This is a genomic window from Baekduia sp. Peel2402 (genome assembly GCF_052567285.1).
On the sequence record NZ_CP199582.1, the window covers coordinates 5141390 to 5160173 of the forward strand.

21 protein-coding genes are annotated in these 18784 nt (G+C 70.1%); 13 read left to right on the forward strand and 8 right to left on the reverse strand.

The features are described from left to right. Window positions 1–12 precede the first annotated feature (12 nt). From ACT01A_RS25040 to rpmA, 3 genes are read left to right on the forward strand one after another with little or no spacing between them, the layout of a single operon-like run. Window positions 13–1959: an Rne/Rng family ribonuclease gene (locus ACT01A_RS25040; RefSeq protein ID WP_445149835.1), complete on the forward strand. Its 1947-nt coding sequence runs from the start codon at window positions 13–15 to the stop codon at window positions 1957–1959. Window positions 1960–1961: 2 nt separating this feature from the next. Then, window positions 1962–2267, forward strand: coding sequence for a 50S ribosomal protein L21 (gene rplU / locus ACT01A_RS25045; RefSeq protein WP_445149836.1), 306 nt, complete (start codon window positions 1962–1964; stop codon window positions 2265–2267). Window positions 2268–2277: 10 nt separating this feature from the next. Next, complete coding sequence (rpmA, locus tag ACT01A_RS25050) at window positions 2278–2544, forward strand: 50S ribosomal protein L27 (protein WP_445149837.1); 267 nt, start codon at window positions 2278–2280, stop codon at window positions 2542–2544. A gap of 152 nt (window positions 2545–2696) precedes the next feature. On the opposite strand, the gene ACT01A_RS25055 is transcribed toward rpmA, so the two are convergent. After that, window positions 2697–3122, reverse strand: coding sequence for a hypothetical protein (locus tag ACT01A_RS25055; RefSeq protein WP_445149838.1), 426 nt, complete (start codon window positions 3120–3122; stop codon window positions 2697–2699). A 430-nt stretch (window positions 3123–3552) separates the two neighbouring features. Here ACT01A_RS25055 and ACT01A_RS25060 point away from each other — a divergent pair, with 430 nt between their 5' ends. The 3 genes from ACT01A_RS25060 to ACT01A_RS25070 all read left to right on the forward strand — a co-directional run bounded on the left by ACT01A_RS25060 (window position 3553) and on the right by ACT01A_RS25070 (window position 5599). Then, window positions 3553–3945 (forward strand): hypothetical protein, encoded by a 393-nt coding sequence (locus ACT01A_RS25060; RefSeq protein WP_445149839.1) that lies wholly within the window; start codon window positions 3553–3555, stop codon window positions 3943–3945. Between the two features lie 4 nt (window positions 3946–3949). Further along, the gene (locus ACT01A_RS25065; RefSeq protein WP_445149840.1) at window positions 3950–4606 is read left to right on the forward strand and encodes a hypothetical protein; all 657 of its coding nucleotides are present in this window, start codon (window positions 3950–3952) and stop codon (window positions 4604–4606) included. A gap of 243 nt (window positions 4607–4849) precedes the next feature. Then, a complete protein-coding gene (locus tag ACT01A_RS25070) occupies window positions 4850–5599 on the forward strand; it encodes a hypothetical protein (RefSeq protein WP_445149841.1) in 750 nt (249 codons plus the stop codon). Between the two features lie 4 nt (window positions 5600–5603). On the opposite strand, the gene ACT01A_RS25075 is transcribed toward ACT01A_RS25070, so the two are convergent. From ACT01A_RS25075 to ACT01A_RS25095, 5 genes are all read right to left on the reverse strand, one after another. Continuing rightward, window positions 5604–6167, reverse strand: coding sequence for a hypothetical protein (locus ACT01A_RS25075; protein ID WP_445149842.1), 564 nt, complete (start codon window positions 6165–6167; stop codon window positions 5604–5606). 31 nt (window positions 6168–6198) lie between these two features. Further along, window positions 6199–8247 carry a hypothetical protein gene (locus ACT01A_RS25080; RefSeq protein ID WP_445149843.1) on the reverse strand — a complete coding sequence of 683 codons (2049 nt, stop codon included), beginning with the start codon at window positions 8245–8247 and terminating at the stop codon, window positions 6199–6201. Between the two features lie 99 nt (window positions 8248–8346). Beyond that, window positions 8347–8700, reverse strand: a complete 354-nt coding sequence (locus tag ACT01A_RS25085; protein ID WP_445149844.1) for an STAS domain-containing protein — start codon at window positions 8698–8700, stop codon at window positions 8347–8349. Between the two features lie 164 nt (window positions 8701–8864). Beyond that, entirely contained in the window at window positions 8865–9647 is a 783-nt protein-coding gene (locus ACT01A_RS25090) for a sigma-70 family RNA polymerase sigma factor (RefSeq protein ID WP_445149845.1), read from the reverse strand. A gap of 254 nt (window positions 9648–9901) precedes the next feature. Next, on the reverse strand, window positions 9902–10336 hold the full coding sequence (locus tag ACT01A_RS25095; RefSeq protein ID WP_445149846.1) for a DUF2294 domain-containing protein: 435 nt from the start codon (window positions 10334–10336) through the stop codon (window positions 9902–9904). Window positions 10337–10458: 122 nt separating this feature from the next. On the opposite strand from ACT01A_RS25095, the gene ACT01A_RS25100 reads away from it, so the two are divergent. Continuing rightward, window positions 10459–11370 carry an NAD(P)H-binding protein gene (locus tag ACT01A_RS25100; protein ID WP_445149847.1) on the forward strand — a complete coding sequence of 304 codons (912 nt, stop codon included), beginning with the start codon at window positions 10459–10461 and terminating at the stop codon, window positions 11368–11370. 21 nt (window positions 11371–11391) lie between these two features. Here the strand turns inward: ACT01A_RS25100 and ACT01A_RS25105 are convergent, their stop codons facing one another. Together ACT01A_RS25105 and ACT01A_RS25110 are read right to left on the reverse strand one after the other, a co-directional pair. After that, window positions 11392–12345, reverse strand: coding sequence for a YihY/virulence factor BrkB family protein (locus ACT01A_RS25105; protein ID WP_445149848.1), 954 nt, complete (start codon window positions 12343–12345; stop codon window positions 11392–11394). A 256-nt stretch (window positions 12346–12601) separates the two neighbouring features. After that, window positions 12602–14071 carry a PP2C family protein-serine/threonine phosphatase gene (locus ACT01A_RS25110; RefSeq protein WP_445149849.1) on the reverse strand — a complete coding sequence of 490 codons (1470 nt, stop codon included), beginning with the start codon at window positions 14069–14071 and terminating at the stop codon, window positions 12602–12604. Window positions 14072–14208: 137 nt separating this feature from the next. On the opposite strand from ACT01A_RS25110, the gene ACT01A_RS25115 reads away from it, so the two are divergent. From ACT01A_RS25115 to ACT01A_RS25140, 6 genes are all read left to right on the forward strand, one after another. Continuing rightward, complete coding sequence (locus ACT01A_RS25115; protein WP_445149850.1) at window positions 14209–14895, forward strand: HAD family hydrolase; 687 nt, start codon at window positions 14209–14211, stop codon at window positions 14893–14895. After that, entirely contained in the window at window positions 14892–15986 is a 1095-nt protein-coding gene (gene tal / locus ACT01A_RS25120) for a transaldolase (protein WP_445149851.1), read from the forward strand. The genes ACT01A_RS25115 and tal overlap by 4 nt, the downstream gene beginning before the upstream one ends. Before the next feature lie 115 nt (window positions 15987–16101). Continuing rightward, window positions 16102–17667, forward strand: coding sequence for a PP2C family protein-serine/threonine phosphatase (locus ACT01A_RS25125; protein ID WP_445149852.1), 1566 nt, complete (start codon window positions 16102–16104; stop codon window positions 17665–17667). Then, window positions 17664–17951 carry a hypothetical protein gene (locus tag ACT01A_RS25130; RefSeq protein WP_445149853.1) on the forward strand — a complete coding sequence of 96 codons (288 nt, stop codon included), beginning with the start codon at window positions 17664–17666 and terminating at the stop codon, window positions 17949–17951. Before ACT01A_RS25125 ends, ACT01A_RS25130 begins: the two co-directional genes overlap by 4 nt. 135 nt (window positions 17952–18086) lie before the next feature. Next, entirely contained in the window at window positions 18087–18272 is a 186-nt protein-coding gene (locus tag ACT01A_RS25135) for a hypothetical protein (protein ID WP_445149854.1), read from the forward strand. 240 nt (window positions 18273–18512) lie between these two features. Beyond that, a complete protein-coding gene (locus tag ACT01A_RS25140; protein WP_445149855.1) occupies window positions 18513–18776 on the forward strand; it encodes a hypothetical protein in 264 nt (87 codons plus the stop codon). Window positions 18777–18784 lie beyond the last annotated feature (8 nt).

Sequence of the window (18784 nt, forward strand, 5' to 3'; positions counted from 1 at the left end):
GACCATAAGACTGTGAGAAAGCAAGTGCTCGTCAGCGTGGACCGCGGGGAAACCCGCGTGGCGCTGATGGAAGCAACTGGAGCGCCGGCCGCCAAGAGCGGTACGAGCAGCTCCGGGCGGGGCCGGTCGTCGTCTGCGAAGGCCGCCTCGTCCAAGCCGACCGACGGCTGGCGTGTGGCGGAGCTCTACCTTGAGCGCCGCGGCAACCGCTCGATCGTCGGCAACATCTACAAGGGCAAGGTCGACAACGTCCTGCCCGGGCTCGAGGCGGCGTTCGTCGACATCGGCCTGGACAAGAACGGCTTCCTGCACGTGGACGAGATCGTGATCCCGGGCGTCGAGGTGGCGCGCCGCGGTCGGGTCGGGTCCAAGGGCAAGTCGATCGGCGAGCTGCTGAAGCCGGGCCAGGAAGTGGTCGTGCAGGTCGTCAAGGACCCGCTGAAGACCAAGGGCGCGCGGCTGTCGATGGACCTGACAATCGCCGGGCGGTACATGGTGTACACGCCCACCGGCGAGGGCGTCGGCGTCTCGAAGCGGCTCGACGACAAGGAGCGCGACCGCCTGCGCCGCGAGGCCAAGGGCCTTGACCTGCACGGTGGCGGCGCGATCGTCCGCACCGCGGCGCACGGCGCCAAGCGCGAGGACTTCGAGCGCGAGCTCCAGTACTTGTTCAAGCTGCACGAGGTCCTGGAGAAGCGCGTCGACGAGGCCGTCGCCCCGTCGATGGTCTTCCAGGAGGCGGACCTGAGCGTCCGCGTCGTGCGCGACATCTTCAGCGCCGACTTCGAGAAGGCGATCGTCGATGACGAGAAGCAGCACCACCGGTTGGTGTCGTTCTTCTCGCGCACGGCGCCGGAGCTAGTCGACCGCGTCGAGCTGTGGCAGGACTCCAAGCCGCTGTTCGAGGCGTGGGACGTCGAGAAGGTCATCGACGGGCTGATGAGCAAGCGGGTGGACCTGCCGAGCGGCGGCTACCTGCTGATCGACTACGCCGAGGCGCTGACGGTCATCGACGTCAACTCGGGGTCGTTCGTCGGTCGCGGCAAGCAGGCCCGGCTGGAGGACACGATCACCCGCACGAACCTGGAGGCGGCCGACGAGGTCGTCCGCCAGCTGCGGTTGCGGGACATCGGCGGCATCATCGTCATCGACTTCATCGACATGGCGCGCGCGAAGAACCGCGAGGCCGTGCTGAAGACGCTGCGCAAGGCGCTGGACGAGGACCGCACCAAGACGTTCACGGCCGAGATCTCGAAGCTGGGCCTGGTCGAGATGACGCGCCAGAACGTGACCGAGGGCGTCCGGGAGATCATGTCCCGGCCGTGCCCAACGTGCCACGGCGACGGCGTCATCAAGAGCGAGGACACGATCGCGATCGAGTTCGAGCGCCAGCTGCGCGAGATCGCCTCGCGGGCCAAGCGCGGCACCGAGGCGTTCCTGGTGCAGGTGAACCCGCGGGTGTCGAGCAAGTTCACCGGCGACGGGGCGCGGGTGCTGCACGCGTTGGAGGACGAGACCGGCAAGGTCTTCCACTTCGAGGGCTCCGAGGGCCTGCCGCTGGATCACTTCGCGATCGTCCAGGAGGGGAGCTCCACGGAGATCGAGGAGCGCGCGATCCCGTTCAAGGAGGGCGACGAGGTGCTGGTCAACATCGTCGAGCCCCACATGTACGAGGTCGACGACGCCGTCGCCAAGATCGACGGCTACATCATCAGCGTCGTCAACGGCGGCCGTTTCGTCGGCACGAAGAAGCTCGTTCGCATCGAAGAGGCCGGCCGCACGGCGGCCGTCGCGACGCTCCTGGACGCCGCCGATCAGCCTCCGGAAGCCGACGTCGGCACGGCGGACGGCGGTTCGGGCGACGAGTCGCTAGAATCCAAGCCCCGGCGCCGTGGCCGCAGAGGCGGACGGCGCCGTTCGGCTGCCAAGGCCGAAGCAACTTCCGAAGCAAGAGACTGAGCATGTACGCGATCGTCAAGACCGGCGGCAAGCAGTACCGAGTCGAAGAGGGCCAGACCCTCCTCGTCGAGCGGCTGCCTGGCGAGACCGGCGCCAAGCTGGACCTCGAGACCCTGCTTTTCGCGGGCGATGAGGCGTTGTTCGGGGACAAGCTCGGCAAGGTCAGCGTGGCCGCCGAGGTCGTCGAGCACATCCGCGGGCCCAAGCTGCGGGTCAACAAGTTCAAGCCGAAGCGCGGTTACCGTCGCAAGATGGGCCACCGCCAGGAGCTCACGCGCATCCGCGTGACGAAGATCTCGAAGGGATAGGGGAGAGCACATGGCACATAAGAAGGGCCTCGGCTCCTCCAAGAACGGCCGCGATTCGAACCCCCAGTTCCTGGGCGTGAAGATCTTCGCCGGCCAGACCGTCTCCGGCGGCGAAATCCTCGTCCGCCAGCGCGGCTCCCGCTTCAAGGCCGGCGAAGGCGTCGGCATGGGCAAGGACGACACCCTTTACGCCCGCGCCGCTGGCACCGTCGATTTCAAGACCGGCCGCCGCGGCCGCGTCATCTCGATTCTGCCTTCCGAGGACGCAGCGGCTTAGCCGCTCCGCCTCACCCGCTTCTTTTCAACGGCCGCTCCCGTCTCGGGGGCGGCCGTTGTCGTTCCCGGGGCGCTTCGGGGCGCGTCGCCGAGGGGTCGGGGTCGCGTTGACCGGAATAATCCCGGTCGACGCGACCCGCATAGCGCGCAAACTCACACGGCTCGCGCGATGAGGCGATCGAGGACGATCGCCGCGTCGCGGTCGGCCGCGATCGTCGCGTCGATCTCTGCTCGCGCCTGCTCGTCAGGCTCGGCATCGCGACCGGCAAAGCGATCGATATTCGCGTGGCCGAGCTCGTACCGCCGCCTGAACAGCTGCTCGGCATGCCCCGGCGTGATCGGCACGTCCACCGTCTCCGGCGGATCGGCCGGCCGCCGCCAACCGACCGCGTCCAGCACCGCGAACGCGTCGCGGTAGATCTGCGCGAGAGCTTGCTGGGCCTCGGGGCCGAACTCGAGGATCTCCTCGAAGAAGTAGTGGTTGGCTTCGAGGGTGACGAGCGTCTGCCGTCGGAGGACGTCGGCCTCGGAGGGGCCGACGCTGACGAGGCAGGCGTCATTACGCTGCTTGGTGCTCATGGAGTCTTTGTCTCCTTGGGCCATGCCCCCGGTCGTTGGCGCGACGCGGGGGCGATTTAGTTGGGGCTGCTGCTTCAAAGCACGGTAGCGGGCTGGACGACGAACATTCTTCGTCTGCGTGTCGCAAATATCAAGCTATGTGAATCGCGCGATGTCATGGTCGATTTCGCTATTAGACTCAGTAGAGCTGCGCATAACGAACGAGCAGCGAAAATGTGACCAGTGGAGGCACAGGGCAAGCGATCCGGTGTGGAAAGCTGTCCAATAGCTCCACGTGGGCCAACACGGATGCACGGCCCGGCAAGGATCGCGCAGCTCGTCGGTGCGGACCCTCGATCGGAGGGCTGTGGGGCCGGTATGACGCATGCGCTCCGTCCCGCGGACGCTGCACCGTCGAGGTTCTGTCCATCAACATGGAGGTCGAACCTCGATGTTCAAGAAGTTGCGGGTCGCCAGCTTGGCGACCGCGGTGGCGTTTGTCGTCGCCGCCGGCATCGGAGGCGCTGCGGCGCAGCCGGCGTCGGCTCTCACAGGCAACACGTGGTACTGCTGCTCGCTCGGTTACGTCCATCCGACGTTGCCGTGGCAAGTCGCCCCCGCGGCGCACCCTCTCCAGGTCGTCCAGGCGGATCTGAACTGGTACGGCTGCGTGGACTCAATCCGCGTGAACGGCGGCAATCTGCAAGGAGGCTCCTGCCTCTACGGGCAGCAGACCCCGGCGGGCGGCTGGGTGTTCGGCTGGTACGCCGCGCAGTACGCGACATCTGTGGTGCGACCCAATGGGTCGTGGGGCACGCTGACCATCGCACAGGAGTTCTGGTAGAGACATGCGCACCAACAACAACGTGATGCGCGGCGCTGCTGCGCTCATCATCTCCGTCGGGCTTGCCTGCGGTGCGCCCGGCGTCGCCGGTGCGTCGTTCTTCGACGGCGTGGCGCCGACGGCGCTCAACATCCCCGATTCGGCGGTGCCCGCGGTTCCGCAGACGCAGGTCGAGGCGTTCGCCGCGTTCCGGAAGCCAGCGGCCGACTCCGTGCCGGGGCCGATCCAGGCGTTCTTCGCCTCTCCGGCGTCCGGCCGTCTCGCGGAGATGGGCGTCGACATCAGGCAGACACGCCGCCTCGCTGTCGGTGACCACGCGTTCTACGTCACGCCCGGAACCGAGGCGATCTGCATCTTCGGTCCGACCGGCGGTGGATGCAGCAAGGATCCCGACGCGGTGGCCAAGGACGGATTCGCCGTGTCCCTGACAGCTCCTCAGCCCGGGAATTGGTGGGAGGTGGCTCGCACCGGAGTTGGCGAGCAGCCGCAGGCCTCGATGGTGACCTATGGACTCGTGCCGGATGGGGTCACGGAGGTCTCCGCGGAAACGCGCTCAGGAACGACGATCAAGGCGGCCGTGCGCGGTAACGCCTACGTCCTCGTCAGCGGCGAGCCGCTGGCGCCCATCGCACCGACGCTGAGTCGCACGGCGGTTCGGTAGCGCCCCGTAGGCGCCCAGGCCGGCCGCGAGCCGATGGGCTCGCGGCCGGCCTCGACGCGAAAAGTTGTGCACAGTGGTCAGTGGCGGTCACAGGGATCGCTTTCGTGGATCATAGTATTTGCCCGCCCTGTCTCGGTGGGTAATTCGGCATCGAGCAGGACTAGGGAGTGGGACGTGCGCGGTTGGGTCTTGGTAGGGCGCCTACAAGGCGTCTTCGTCGTAGCGACAATCGTCAGTCTGTCTGTGGCGACGAGTAACGCCGCGGCGTCCGGCGGTGAACGACATGCCTTGCTCTGGCATGAAGCTCAGGCTCAGAAGCCTCGTTCTGAGAAGGCGAAGTCGAAGACCAGAGCGAAAGCGAAGGCGAGGGCCACACCGGTCAAACTCACCGGTCTAGGGCCTCTGGGCGGCGTTGTGCCCGACTGGGCGATTGCCGCGTTCGCGACGTTCGAGCAGCCGCGCGCCGCTTCGATCCCTCGAGACCTCGCCCACCTGTTCACGGGGCCGAAGCCTTTGCCCATCCTGCGCGAGCAGGGAATCGACTACCACGAGGCCCGGCAGCTCGACGTCGCCGGCCGGCGGTTCTATCTGGTTCCCGGCCGGGGAGCCATCTGCTTGTTCTACCCGCGTGGCGACGGCAGCGGCGCCGCCGTCTGCTTGCGCAACGGGCCGCTTGCATATCTCAACGGCATCAACGTCGATCTTCTCCCGCCCCCGAGCGAGGAGCAGGTCAACGAGTGGCTTCGCGACCGCACCAAGCCCTATCCGGTCACGGGCAGCCCGGTCGTCACGATCGGTGTCGCCCCACGCGGCGTGACGCAGGTCCTGCTCCACGCGCAGCCGCGCGAGGAACGCGTCGCCGTCCAGGTAGGCGAGGGCTACGTCGGAACGACGAAGGACATCATCTACTCTCGAACCTTCTCGGGGCCGGGCGTGCTTCCTTACAACAGCGCGCCATATACGCCTCTGGTCACGGGTACTCCGTCGGGTTGAGGCGCTAGTCGTCGAGGGAGTCCAGGCCCGGGAGCGGCGCGAAGGCGGCGAAGTTGCTCGTCGCCGCGGCGCGGACGACCATGTCCGCGAAGTTCATCGTGATGACCGCGCCGTGGATGTCGTCGCTGGTGAGCTGGAGGCTCGCCATCCCGGGATTGTCGGCCTTGTCGATCCACGCGGAGCTCATCTGCAGCACGGCGCGGCGCGAGATCCGCGGGCTGTGGCGAGGGCGGAGCGTTCCCTTGACCTCGACGCCGACGACCCGCTCGCCGGGCGTTAGGACGACGAGGTCGACGCCGTGGCGGCCCGGTCCGCTGAACTGCCACAGCAGTTCGCAGCCGGCGTCGACCAGCAGGATGGAGGCGACCGACTCGGCGACGTGGCCGGTCACGCCCGCCAGCGCTCCGCCGCGCTCGTGGCGCGGCAGTGCGGCCAGCGACCCCGTCCACGCGCGGTGAAAGCGTGCATCGACCGGATCGGAGAGGTCGAGGCAGCCGGCGACCACCGCACGATCGAGCGGGTGGGCGGTCGCGTGTCGCAGCGCGTCGTTGATCAGCAAGGGCTCCACCCGTCGGCGACGTCCACCGGCGCCGGGAAGCCTACGTTCCCTTCACCTCCACCGCCACGATCGAGTACTGCTGCCCGCTCGGCGCCGACAGCCCCACCGTCTTGCTCCCCGCCGCGCCCGCGCTCGCGTGGTAGCCGCCGTAGAACGTCCCGTGCGCCGGGTCGGTGGAGTAGGTGGTCTCCGTCAGCGCGCCCGCGCCCGTGCGCCAGGTGCGGGAGGAGCCGCTGACCGCGTTCCAGTCGACAGAGGCGACGACGATCGCCGAATTGGCCTGGGTCGTGGTGAGCGCCAGCGAGGGTGCGCCGGTGGTGTTGGTCTTCGACGACGCGCCGATGCCGCCGCTGCCGCGGAAGACCAGGACATCGCCGCCGTACTGCCCGGAGCCCGACCGCGTGAAGGTGACGGTGATGGACGTCGTCGACGAAGCGGTCGCGGTCCAGACGTAGGCGCGTCCGTAGGACGAGGTGTTGACCAGCTGCTGCTGGGTCCAGGTCAGCGAGCCGCCCGAGATGGAGAGGCCATTGGGGGAGTCCTCGGTCATGCCGTAGGCGACCAGGACGTCGCCGGCCTGGACGGCGAACGAGGCGGTGGACTTGGACGCGCCGGTGGTGGTCCAGGACGACACCTCGTTCTCGGAGATGAACGTCGGCGCGGTGATCGACCCGGCGTTGATCGTCCACGTGTAGATCGACGGCGTCGGGTCGACGTGGCTCGCGGCGTCGGTCGCGCGCACCATGAACGTGTGCGATCCGGTCGACAGCGACGTGTAGGACTTGGCCGACGTGCATGAGCTGTAAGCCCCGCCATCCAACTTGCACTCGAACGTCGAGCCCGCGTCGCTGGAGCTGAACGAGAAGGATGCGCTCGTCGACGTCGTCGGATCGGTGGGCGTCGAGCTGATCGACGTCTCCGGCGCCAGCGTGTCGACGATCCGGATCCCGCGGTCGAGGCCGTCGGACGCCGTGCCCTTGCCCGGCGAGCCCGCAGTCAGCGCGAACCCGGCTGCGGTGCTGGGGTTGGCGCCGCCGACGAACGTCGGGGTGCCGACCGCAGTAGTGCTGCCTGATGCGTTGACCGCAGTGTCGAACAAGTTGTAGGAGACGCTGCAGCTCGTGCAGGACGGGGCCGCGACGTTGAACCAGGCGTTGACCATGACGTTGTCGCGCACGATCCCGTTAGTGCTGTTGGGCGCGCCGCCGCCCTTGGTGTCCATGTTGACCGCCGTCCCGCGCACCGTGTTGTGGGCGAAGGTCGAGTTGACCACAGAGCCGAACTGGATGGCGTTGGTCGAGCCTGCGGTCGAGTCGAAGACGTTGTCGGTGACGATCTCGGTGTCGCCGCCGTCGGGCGACATGATGGCCGTGTCGAAGTTCGTGAACAGGTTGCCGGTGACGCTCGTGTGCGACTGCCCGTAGAGCTGCAGCGAGTCGATGTGCCCGGAGCACACGCCCTGGTGGATGTTCTCGAAGACGTTGTCGGCGACCGCGACGCCGTAGGCGCCGACCTGAAGGCCGTCCGAGCAGCCGCCGCCCCCGAAGTGGTTGCGGGAGACCGTCACGCCCGATGCAGTCGTGCCGGGTCCGCCCGCCCAGTACACGTTCAGGCGCCCCTCCTTGCAAGTCGCGCACGCGTCGATGCCGTCGAAAGTGTTGGAGTCGATGAGGACCCCGGTGTTCGCGTCGTTCTCGACGTCGACCGCCGACTGCGCGGTGAAGCGGTTGCCGACGATCTCGATGTGGCTGGGGTCGGTGCCGTAGATGCTGAAGCCGCCGATCGACGACGTGCCCGTGAAGCCCTCGAAGCGCAGGTAGGCGGCCGAGTCGAGCTCGGGATCGATCGTCACGGTCGCGCCCGACGCGGGCTTGACCGTCACGATCCCGGTCTTGCGGTCGGTCAGGTGCACGGTGCCGTACGTCCCGCTCGCCAGCTGAACCACGTCGCCGGGCGCCGCACCGCCGACAGTCGCGACCACGTTCGCGGTCGTCGCGCTCCACGTCGTCGCCTGCGCACCGCCCGCTCCGACCCACGGAGCCAAAAGGCCCATCGCCGTCACCAGCAGCCACTTCACGTCGCGGCGCATCGATCTACCTCTCAGCAATAAGTTGTGTCCGTGCTATGACGCGATCGTCTCATCGTGGCGCGTGCGGACGCAACGGCGGGAGCTTGCCAGTGGGGCAGGCTAGTGCTGCTCTTGCGCCCCTGGGACCTCGCCGCCGCCCCCGACGATCCGCAGCCGATCCGCTGCGCCCGTCTCCACGAACGCCCGGTGGACGGCGTCGTTGGCGGGGCGGATGACCAGCAGGACGTTGGCGTTGCGGGCGAGGGCGTCGATTTCGATGACGGCCTGGACGCCGGCGGGGTCGCAGGTGGTGAGGCCGGAGAGGTCGAGGATCAGCACGTGTGTGTTCGGCAGGACGGCCTCGGTGGTGGTCACGAGCTCGCGTGCGCCTTCGGCGCCAAGCGGGCCGACCAGGATCAGTAGGCCGATGTGCTGGGCCGTGGTGTCGGTGCGGATCTCGAAGGGGCGGGACATGGCCGGCCTCTCGTTCGGTGACGATGACTTCGAAGGCAGGTGGTCATCGCGGTACGGCGGCTGGAGGTCGACGACGTGCGGTCGGGGCGACTCATAACTGACGATCGGTCGCAACCGGACCCTGCTGCGGTCGCATGCAAGCGGTCGGGGCATCGCGTCCGCCATCACTGCGCCACCGCGTTGCTCGATGCCACGGCACGCAGCTTCACCATCGCGCCGCGGAGCACGCGCGAGACGTGCATCTGCGAGAGGCCGACGGCCGTTCCGATCTCGGATTGGGTGAGGTCTTCCTCGAAGCGCAGGCGCACGATCTCGCGCTCGCGGCGGGTCAGCGCCCCTGCGCTCAGCGCCGCGACCGTCGCCCGCGCCTCTGCGCGAGCGAAGCCGCCATCGATGACGCCGTGGCGCCGGTCGCTCTCGACGTCCCCGTCGTCGATCGCGACGATGGCGGTCAGCGAGGTGGCCTGCCGCGCGGCGAGCGCCTCGCGGGCCTCGAGGACCGCGGCGACCGACAGCTTCGCGGCGATCGCGACCTCCTCCACAGTCGGCACCCGCCGCCGGCGCGCTTCCAGGTCGTCGGTCGTCCTCGCGACGAGCAGCGCATGCTCCTGGAGGGTCCGCGGCGGGCGCACGGCCCAGCTGCGGTCGCGGAAGTGGCGGCGCAGCTCGCCGTGCATGGTGGGCAGCGCGAAAGAGCTAAAACCAGAACCATTATCGGGATCAAAGCGATCGATGGCGTTCAGCAGACCGATCGAGGCGACCTGCTGGAGGTCGTCGAACGGCTCGGAGCCCGAGGCGTAACGCGAGGCGGCGAAGCGTGCGAGCGGGAGGTAGCGCTCGGCGAGCTCCTGACGCAGCGCGGGCTCTCGCGTGCGAGCGAAACGCTCTAAGAGCTCGGTGCCACCTTCATGGCCGGCGGCGGCGTGTCCGCGCGGGGGATACAACATTGCAGGACTCCTCAAGACGAGACGTTCGCTTGTCTGCCGGGCGCGCCTAACGCTGTTGACGTCTGGCACGTTCCTGGAGTTCTGCACGTAGGTCCGACGTCGTCGCGAGGCGCTGCCGATTCCCGCCAACGAGCGTACCGCGAGCGGGCAGGTGTGAAACAGGAATCGGCGCTCAGGGACGCGGGAAGTCGCCCAGCACGCAGGTCAGCAGCGCGTCACTTCGAGCGGCGGTTCGCGGGCCGGCCAGGTGCAGCTCAACCTGCAGGCGGACTCGTCGGCAGGCCGACGAGGTCCGTGGGGGCGAGGATGAAGACCTCGCACATGAGGTCGGGCTCTTGCTGGTTGCCGCTCATGAACCCGATGACCTTGCGGCCGATGACGCCCTCGACGATCTCGCAGAAGCGCTCGCGCATCAGCTCCTGGAACTCCATGCGCTGCTGGATCACCGCGGAGCCACGGCCGCCGTCGAGCAGCGTCTGCTCGACGCGTGAGAACCCGCCGCGCATGACGCAGACGACGAGGTCGTCCTGAAAATAGGACTTCGCCCGCGTCGGGCCGCGGCCGTAGTACTCCTTCAACAACCGCACCATGCCGTTGGAGATCTCCGTGAGCATCGCCCCGGGGCCGCTCAGGTCGTCCTCCTGCGCGGCGGCGTGAAGGTCGGACGTCGGAACAGGATCGGGGTCCATCTTCCCATCTTCCTCCCCTTGCGGTCAGAGCGCGAACGCCGGTCGCGGGTCGGCCGGCCGGGGGCGCGCCACGTTGAGCCCCACTTTGGTCGCCGGCGAGCATCGGGCGCGTAGGCCGGGCGATGACCTCTCCCCGCCTCACCCTGATCACCGGCGCCGCGGGCTTCGTCGGCCGCCACCTGATCGATGCGCTGCGCGACGACGACGACCGTCCGCTGCGCGGCCTCGTCCGGAGCCATGAGGACCTCGACGCCGGACCTGGCGTCGAGGTCATCACCGGCGACCTCGCCGACCGCGACAGCCTCGCGGAGCTCCTGGACGGCGTCGACTGCGCCTACTACCTCGTGCACTCGATGGAGGCCGCCGGCGATGACGACTTCGCCGCGCGCGACCGCGAGCTGGCCAACAACATGGCCGACGCGGCGCGCACCGCCGGGGTGCGACGGATGGTCTACCTCGGTGGCATCGACCCGGCGGGCGGCGACTCCGAGCACCTCGACTCCCGGCACGAGGTCGAGGAGATCCTGGGCGGCTTCGGCGGCGAGCTGGTCGCGTTGCGCGCCGCGATGATCGTCGGCCGCGGCAGCGCCTCGTTCGACACGCTCGCGGAGATCGTCGACCGCCTGCCGGTGCTCGCGCTGCCGGCCTGGCGCGATCGGCTCTGCCAGCCCGTCGCGATCGAGGACGTCGTCGCCGCGCTGGCTGCGTCCGCCGGCCCGGACGTCGCGCCCGGCCGCTACGACGTCGGCGGTCCGGACCGGCTGACGTTCAAGGCCATGATCGAGCAGATCGCCGAGCTACAGGGCGGGAACGCGCATACGTTCAGCTTGCCGTTCTCCAGCAGCCGCCTGGAAGGCGCCGCGGCCGCGCTGGTGACCGGCCGGGACCGCGAGCTGCTCACGCCGCTGATGGCCGGCCTGGACGCCGACCTCGTCGTCGAGGACAACGCGCTGCCTGGCGTCTTCGGCATCACGCCGACGCCGTTCGCCGAAGCGGCGCTGACCGCGCTGGGCGGCGCCCCCGTAGCGCAGTAGCCGTAGGGGCCGCGCCCGATCTCAGGCGGGCTCGTCGAAGCGCACCGAGACGTGCTGGGCGTCGCTGCGCTCTTCGATCCGCGCCAGGTCCCGCAGCGCACGGCGGTCGGCGGGCTCCATCGGGTCAAACAGGCCGCGCGGCCAGAGGCGCTCGGCGAGGACGCTGTTGAGCTCGGCCGAATAGACGACGATCCGCGCGCCGAGGAAGATCCACGTCAACAGCCCAATGACGGTCGCGAACGTCCCGTAGGTGGCTCCCGCGCCCTTGACGACGTGGCCGATGTAGGCGCCGCCCACGGCCTGGACGACGGTCCACAGGATCGTCGCGGAGATGATGCCGGGCCACAGCCGGTGGGTGTCGACCTCGTTGTCGGTCAGCAGCCGGAAGGCGGCGAAGAACAACATCAGGTTGGTCGCCAGCGACACCGCGATGCCGCCGATCACCAGCAACGGCCCGCCAAAGCCGCCCGTGACCAGGCCGGAGGCCACGGTCGAGACGATCTGCAGCGTGCCCAAGATCGCGAGCAGGCCGAGCCCGCGCAGCCGGGAGAAGAGGAAGTCCGGCCGGTCGCGGTGGGGGATGCCGTGGACGCGCTGAAAGGCGGTCTGGGCGGCGAGCGTGACGCCGAGCCCCGAGAGGATCGCGCCGACCAGGCCGATGACCAGCGCCGTGGGGCTGCCGGTCAGCGACCCGGCCTGGATCTGGTCGCCGACGATCGGGATGTCCTTCAGCGCCGAGTCGACCACCGCGCGCTGGGCGTCCGGGTTGCCGTCGAGGACGAACCCGAGGCCGGTGACGAAGACCAACAACAACGGGAAGAGCGAGAAGAACCCGTAGTAGGCGATCAGCGCCGAGAGGTTGCCGCCCTGGTCGTCGGCGAACTTCTTGATCACCGCCATCGGTACCGCCAGCGTCCGATGCCGCCGCTGGAAGCGATCGAAGGCCTTGAGGGGCGCGAGGGGGTTGAAGGACATGTTTCACTTCTTTCCCGCGACACGAGCCGGTGTACCACGGAATGTCTCGTTTGCGTGGGTCCTCCGAACAGGGAACCACGACCTACACATAGGACCGACTTTGGGGAGGACCCATAGAGAAGGCGCAGCAGGCCGCGGGCAAGGCGCCGAGGACCTCAAGGCACCGCTCAGGACAACGCGCAGACCGCTCGCGAGGGCGTGGCCCGCGCATAGATCCCGAGGCGCGGCGCGGACAGGGTGCGGTCCGCGCCGCGTGTCACCTGGCTGGTCGGGCCGGGTCCGGCGTCGCTTCGGCGACGGTCGGGTTCGGGACCAGCACGACGACTGTGGCGTCATCGGACAGCGGGTCCTTGGCCGCCGCGCGCACCGCGTCCTCGATCGCCCGCAGCGTGCCCGCGGCCGACGCGAGCGGCGCCTTGGCCACCGCATCGCGGATCCCGTCCAGCCCGAGCGTCTCGCCGTTGAGCGTCGGGCGCGCCATGACGGCGTCCGACAGCAGCAGCAGGCGGTCGCCGTCGGCGATCCGCCGCTCCTGGACCACCGGTGCTTCCGGGAAGCGGCGCGCGCCGAGCTTCGGCAGCCCGCCGTCGCCCAAGACCTCGAGCTCGCCGTCGGCCGTGATCAGGATCGGCGCGTGCTCGCCGCAGGTGATCCAGCGCACGGTCGACGTGGCGCCGTTGAACGTCGCGATCGTGACGTGCGCGGTCACCTTGCCGCGCGCGACCTCGCGCAGCACCTCGTGCATCGCGGTGACGACCGGCGCCGGATCCGCGCCCGCGTGACGCGCGGCTCGGAACGCGCCGAGCAGCACGGCGCCCAGGCCGGCCGCCGACGGTCCCGCGCCATCGGTGTCGGCGGTGCCGATCCACGCGCAGTCGTGGTTCTCGGCGTAGTCGAACCAGTCGCCGCCGATGTCGTAGCCGGGCAGGACGTTGCCGGCGATCAGCGCGCCGGCGATCCGCAGGATCCGCGGCGGCAGGAGGTTCTGCTGGATCTCGGCCGCGGCCGTCGTCGGGCGGGTGCGACGAGCGGCGGCGATCGCGTCGGTGTACTCGTCGGCGAGCGCGAGCGCCGCCGCGGCCTCTGCCGCGAGGTCACGCAGCGCGTCGTCTCCCGCGCCGAGCGCGAGCAGGACGCCCATCGCGCGACCGCGGAGGTACATCGGCGCGACGGCGACGCCGGGCAGCAGCTCGCGGATCGACGCCCGCAGCGGCTCGATGCCCTCGCGCGGGATCTCGGGGCCGACGGCGAGCGGGACCGGGATGCGGTCAGGGAACCCGCCGCTGCCGGCCAGCCGCTGGAGCGTCGTCCCGTCGAGGTCGCAGAGGTAGACCGCGGCGACCGTCACGCCGGCCAGGCGCTGGGCCTCGGCGACGATCTGGTCGCCGAGCTGAAACGGCGGGACCTTGTTGAGGACGTCGGTGACCGACAGCGGCGTCGTCGCGGTGTGCGCCAGCTCGCCGGCCGGCCGGACGAACTCCCGCTCGTTGGCCTCGTCGTCGTCGCGCTCCTGCCGGCGGACGGCCTGGACGAGGTCGTCGCGGGACGGGAAGTGCCGGTAGGCGGTGCCGCGGCTGACCCCGGCGGCTGCCGCGATCTCGATCATCGTGGCGCCGGGGCGCTCGACCAGCAGGCGGCGGGCGGCCTCGACGAGCTTGGTCCGGTTCAGCGCCGCGTCGCTGCGACGGCGCCGTCGATCGCCCACCGGATTCCGGTCGCTGGCCATGGCGGCGATCATAGGCGAAAGCAAGACACGATGTCTCATCTGGTCTCACCGCGTGATCTGTCTTGTTTGTACGTGTGCGGGCCTAGGAGGTGGGGTAGCTCGATCAGGCTCTGCCCCCACCGGATCAAGGACGCTCCATGCCCAACGGCGTGATCTTCGACATCGACGGAACGCTCGTCGACACCAACTACCAGCACGCGCTGGCGTGGTACATGGCCTTCCGCCAGCACGACCTCCAGCTTCCGATCTGGCAGATCCACCGCCACATCGGGATGGGCGGTGACCAGCTCGTCACCGCGGTCGCGGGCGAGGCCGTGGAGGCCGAGCACGGCGATGCGCTGCGCACCGCTCACGACGTGCTGTACCTGGCGTCGATCCAGACCACGAGCGTCTTCGAGGGCGCCCGCGAGCTGCTCGTCGACCTCAAGGAGCGTGGGTGGAGCATCGTGCTGGCCAGCTCGGCCAAGGAGCAGGAGGTCGACCACTACCTCGACCTGCTCGATGCCCGCGAGCTGGCCGACGACTGGACGACCTCAGCCGACGTCGAGGCGACCAAACCCGAGCCCGACCTCGTCCTCGCCGCTCTGAAGAAGCTCGGGGCCGACGACGGCGTCATGGTCGGCGACACGCCGTGGGACGTCGAGGCGGCCGCCAAGGCGGGTGTGCCGACGATCGCCGTCATGACCGGCGGCTTCTCGCGCGCAGAGCTGGAAGAGGCCGGCGCGGTGGCGGTCTTCACCTCGATCGCCGAGCTCCGCGCCCACGTGGCCGAGACGCCGCTGGGCGACCAGGGCGAGCGCGCGCCGGCGGGGGCGACGGCATGAGCGCCCGGGCGAGCAAGTGGCGGCTGCTGGCGGAGTTCGGGCAGAGCGTCTGGTACGACAACGTCGCGCGGCCGGCGCTGGACTCCGGGCTGCTGGCCCGGCTGATCGAGGAGGACCACGTGACCGGCGGGACGTCGAACCCGTCGATCTTCGCCAAGGCCGTGGCCGACTCCGACCTCTACGACGAGGACATCGCCGCCGGCGAGGACGCGACGCCGCAGGCGCTGTTCGAGCGCTTCGCCGTGCGCGACATCCAGGACGCCTGCGACCTGTTCCGGCCGGTGTGGGAGCGCACCGGCGGCCAGGACGGCTACGTCTCGCTGGAAGAGGAGGCGAGCATCGCCTTCGACGCCGAGGCCGCCGTGCGCCGTGGGCACGACCTCCGGGCGCTGGTCGACCGACCCAATGTGATGATCAAGGTGCCGGGCACCGAGGCTGGGGTGGAGGCGTTCCGGCAGCTGACCCGCGAAGGCGTCAGCGTCAACGTCACGCTGCTGTTCTCGCGTGAGCGCTACCGCGCCGTCGCCGAGGCCTACATGTCGGCGATCGAGGAGCGCGTGGCCGCGGACGAGGACGTCTCGGCGATCGCGTCGGTGGCCAGCTTCTTCGTCTCGCGCATCGACGCCAAGGCCGACGCGCAGCTGCCCGAGGACTCGCCGCTGCGCGGTCGTGCGGCGATCGCCAATGCCCGCCTCGCCTATGCCGACGTGTTCATCCCCGTGTTCACCTCGGAGCGCTGGCGTCCGCTCGCGTCGGCCGGCGCGAACGTCCAGCGCCCGCTGTGGGCGTCGACCGGCGTCAAGGACCCCAACTACCCCGCGACGCTCTACATCGACGAGCTGATCGGCGCTGGGACCGTCACGACGGTGCCGGACGCCACGCTGGACGCGTTCCGCGACAACGGCGTCGCGCTCCCGACCTTGCACGCCGCTGCAGACGAAGCTCGCCAGGTGCTCGACGACCTCTCCGCGGCGGGCGTCGACCTGGACGCCATCACCGCCGACCTCGAGCGCGACGGCGTCAAGCAGTTCGGCGACGCCTACGACGAGATGCTCGAGGCGATCGCCGGTCGCCGCCGCGCGGCCGCCTGAGCGGCCTGCAGCTCCCTTCTCTCCCCACCTCCAACCGAGAACGGAAACCACCCATGGACGCATCGACCCAGAAGGTCGTCCAGTACCTCGGCGAGGCAACCCGCTCGCCGCGGCAGTGACGCTCGCCGAGAGCCTGATCGGCCAGGCGCTCGCGCTCGGCAAGACCCCGCTGGACCTGCTGCGCGGCTCAGGCCGCGAGGAGAAGGTCCTCAAGAACGCCAAGGACGCCTCTGCGACCGAGGCCCTGGAGGTCGCGACCTACACCGCGATCGAGCGCCTGGCCCGCGCGGTCGTCGACGACGAGACCGCCGAGCTGGCCGCCTCGATCCGCGCCGACGAGGAGCGCATGCTCGCGCGGATCCTGCGCGAGATCCCCAAGCTGACCGCCGCCGTAGTCGGCGCCGACGTCGGGGGCGACGGCAGCTACGACATCGCCAGCACCGGCGCCAGGCTTAGTCGCGCGCCTCGATGGGGGACCCTGCCGGACGTGCCCTCTATCGAACCTGACCCGGCCGCGCTGCTCGACGTCGAGCCTGCGCACGCGGCGCCCCGCCGCATCATCAAGGCGGGAGCCGCGCTTGCGGGCGTGCCGCTGGCGCTGTACGTCGTCGACCTGGACGGCTCGGCCGCGGTGCGGATCGCCGGCGAGGCGTCGGTGTTCCCTGAACGCATCGACGCGCCGCTAGGCATCGGCCCGGAGCTCGCGCTCGACGTGCTCGACGAGTTGGGGCGGTTGGTCACCGACGTCCTGGCCGGGTGCGAGGTGGTGCCGTTGATCGTCCGCGATCGCGCGCTCGGGTTCCTCGTGGCGCGCCACGCGCCGGGCGTGGACCTCGGGCCGTTCGCACTCCAGGCGGCGCTGGCGCTTGAGCTCGTCTCGGGCTACACCGACGTGGTCCACTCCGCTCGCCGGCGCAAGGAGGTCGCCGCCGCCGCCGAGATCCAGGAGAACCTGTTGCCGCCGCGGATCGCCCGCCTCGAGGGCGCCGCGCTGGCCGGCGGCGTCCTGCCCGGCTATGAGGTCGGCGGCGATTTCTTCGACCACGCGAGCAACGCCGAGGGCGTCTGGCTGATGGTCGCCGATGCCACCGGCAAGGGCAACGTGGCGGCCGCGCTCTCGTCGCTGGGACTTGGCGCCGCCCGTGCCGCGCGGCGCAGCGGCAAGGGGCTCGCCCACACGGCCGCGGAGATCGACGCGACGGTGCGCAGCCTGGGCGACCCGGAGCGGTTCTTAACGCTGTTGCTCGCGCTGTGGGATCCCGCCGACGGCGAGCTGCGCTGGCTGTCGTGCGGTCACCCGCCGCCGCTGGTGGCGCGGGCCGACGGGACGGTCGAGGAGCTGGGCAGCTCCCAGACCTACCCGCTCGGCGCGCTGGACGCCGGGCGCGAGTTCATGCCTGCCCGAGCGCGCCTGGAACCCGGCGACCGCCTGGTGCTCTACTCCGACGGCGTGAGCGAGCGGCGTCTGGACGGCGGATCGTTCTTCGGCGTCGACGGCATCCGCGCGGTCCTCGGACGTCCCGGCATCGAGGGCGCGGCGGCGACCGTCCGCGCCCTCCAGGACGCCGTCATCGACGCGTCGGCGGGCCCGATGCGCGACGACGCGACGCTGCTCGTGCTGGCCCGCGACCGCCCGCGCGTCAAGGGCGAGCGCGCCGGAGCGCGTAGCATGCGGCCGTGAGCAACGATCAACCACAGGTCACCGACGACGACACGATCCGCGGTCTTGTGACGCGGCTCGCGCGCCCCGGGCCCGGCGGCCGCCGGGTGATCGAGCGGGCGGCGATCATGGCCGAAGGCTCCACCGCCCCGGCGATCCTGGACTGGCTCGCCGCGGCGTCGTGGGAGCCCGAGGACATGCCGGCGGACAAGACCAGCTCCGGGTTGCACGGCCGGCGCGGCGAGTCCGAACGAGGCCGGACCCGCCCGCAGACGCCGCGGCGCTACGTCTCGCCGCCGGCCTGACCGGATCTGTCAAATCAAGGTGTAGGTGCTGGTCGGGCGTATTGCGAAGCGCGGTACACTGGTTGCTCGGGCCTCAACTGAAAGGGTCATCGATGACCCGTTTTCACTGTCCCTACCGACCGTGCTGCGGCCTACATGGCCGATAGCCACATCTCGCTCCTGGAGGCGATCGCGCGCCACCGGCAGCGCCGGGTCGACCAACTCGACGCCGAGACCGGCCACTCCGCCGGACGCCGCACCGACCTCGCCCTGGCCGCCGCGCGCGCTCGCGCTCAGGCCACAGCTGCCGCGGCGCGGCGGCGTCTGCCGACGGGTCGCTGATCGCAGATCGTCCCTCCGGCGCAGCGGGTCGTCTTGACGACCGGCGGCGCGAGGAGGAAAGTAAAAGAACAACCGAGACGGGTGACCGACGGTGCTGCAAGCGCCGGGTCTCCCGGGAAAGGGGCGCTCATGGCCCCGAATCAGAAGGCGGCTGAGCTAGCTGCCGAAGCGCGGTACGCAGCCGACCGGGTCTCGCTTTACCAGCAGCGGGTCTTCGCAGGTCGGGCAGACGGCCGACGCTTGGCAGAGCTCCAGCGGGTTGCCGCGGGTGCGGCCACGCGCGCCGCACGTCACGGCGACGTCGCACCGGCCAAGGCCGACATGACGCTCGCGGAGGCGCTGACCGACGTCTCGGTCAAGCTCGATGATCCCGGCCTCGACGCCCGCTCGCGCAAGCTGCTGTTGCAGCGCCAGGCCGAGCTCGGGGACCTCCGCGACGAGCTCGCGGTGCGCGCTCGCCGCCAGGCCATCGCGCAGCACGCCGCCGCGCCGGCGCGCTCCTAGCGCGTCGC

Coding starts and splice junctions, on each gene's coding strand:
- ACT01A_RS25105 (WP_445149848.1), bottom strand. CDS start 12,345: ATGTCCTTCAACCCCCTCGCGCCCCTCAAGGCCTTCGATCGCTTCCAG.
- ACT01A_RS25060 (WP_445149839.1), top strand. CDS start 3,553: ATGTTCAAGAAGTTGCGGGTCGCCAGCTTGGCGACCGCGGTGGCGTTT.
- ACT01A_RS25085 (WP_445149844.1), bottom strand. CDS start 8,700: ATGTCCCGCCCCTTCGAGATCCGCACCGACACCACGGCCCAGCACATC.
- rpmA (WP_445149837.1), top strand. CDS start 2,278: ATGGCACATAAGAAGGGCCTCGGCTCCTCCAAGAACGGCCGCGATTCG.
- ACT01A_RS25135 (WP_445149854.1), top strand. CDS start 18,087: ATGGCCGATAGCCACATCTCGCTCCTGGAGGCGATCGCGCGCCACCGG.
- tal (WP_445149851.1), top strand. CDS start 14,892: ATGAGCGCCCGGGCGAGCAAGTGGCGGCTGCTGGCGGAGTTCGGGCAG.
- ACT01A_RS25055 (WP_445149838.1), bottom strand. CDS start 3,122: ATGAGCACCAAGCAGCGTAATGACGCCTGCCTCGTCAGCGTCGGCCCC.
- ACT01A_RS25100 (WP_445149847.1), top strand. CDS start 10,459: ATGACCTCTCCCCGCCTCACCCTGATCACCGGCGCCGCGGGCTTCGTC.
- rplU (WP_445149836.1), top strand. CDS start 1,962: ATGTACGCGATCGTCAAGACCGGCGGCAAGCAGTACCGAGTCGAAGAG.
- ACT01A_RS25065 (WP_445149840.1), top strand. CDS start 3,950: ATGCGCACCAACAACAACGTGATGCGCGGCGCTGCTGCGCTCATCATC.
- ACT01A_RS25090 (WP_445149845.1), bottom strand. CDS start 9,647: ATGTTGTATCCCCCGCGCGGACACGCCGCCGCCGGCCATGAAGGTGGC.
- ACT01A_RS25080 (WP_445149843.1), bottom strand. CDS start 8,247: ATGCGCCGCGACGTGAAGTGGCTGCTGGTGACGGCGATGGGCCTTTTG.
- ACT01A_RS25110 (WP_445149849.1), bottom strand. CDS start 14,071: ATGGCCAGCGACCGGAATCCGGTGGGCGATCGACGGCGCCGTCGCAGC.
- ACT01A_RS25115 (WP_445149850.1), top strand. CDS start 14,209: ATGCCCAACGGCGTGATCTTCGACATCGACGGAACGCTCGTCGACACC.
- ACT01A_RS25095 (WP_445149846.1), bottom strand. CDS start 10,336: ATGGACCCCGATCCTGTTCCGACGTCCGACCTTCACGCCGCCGCGCAG.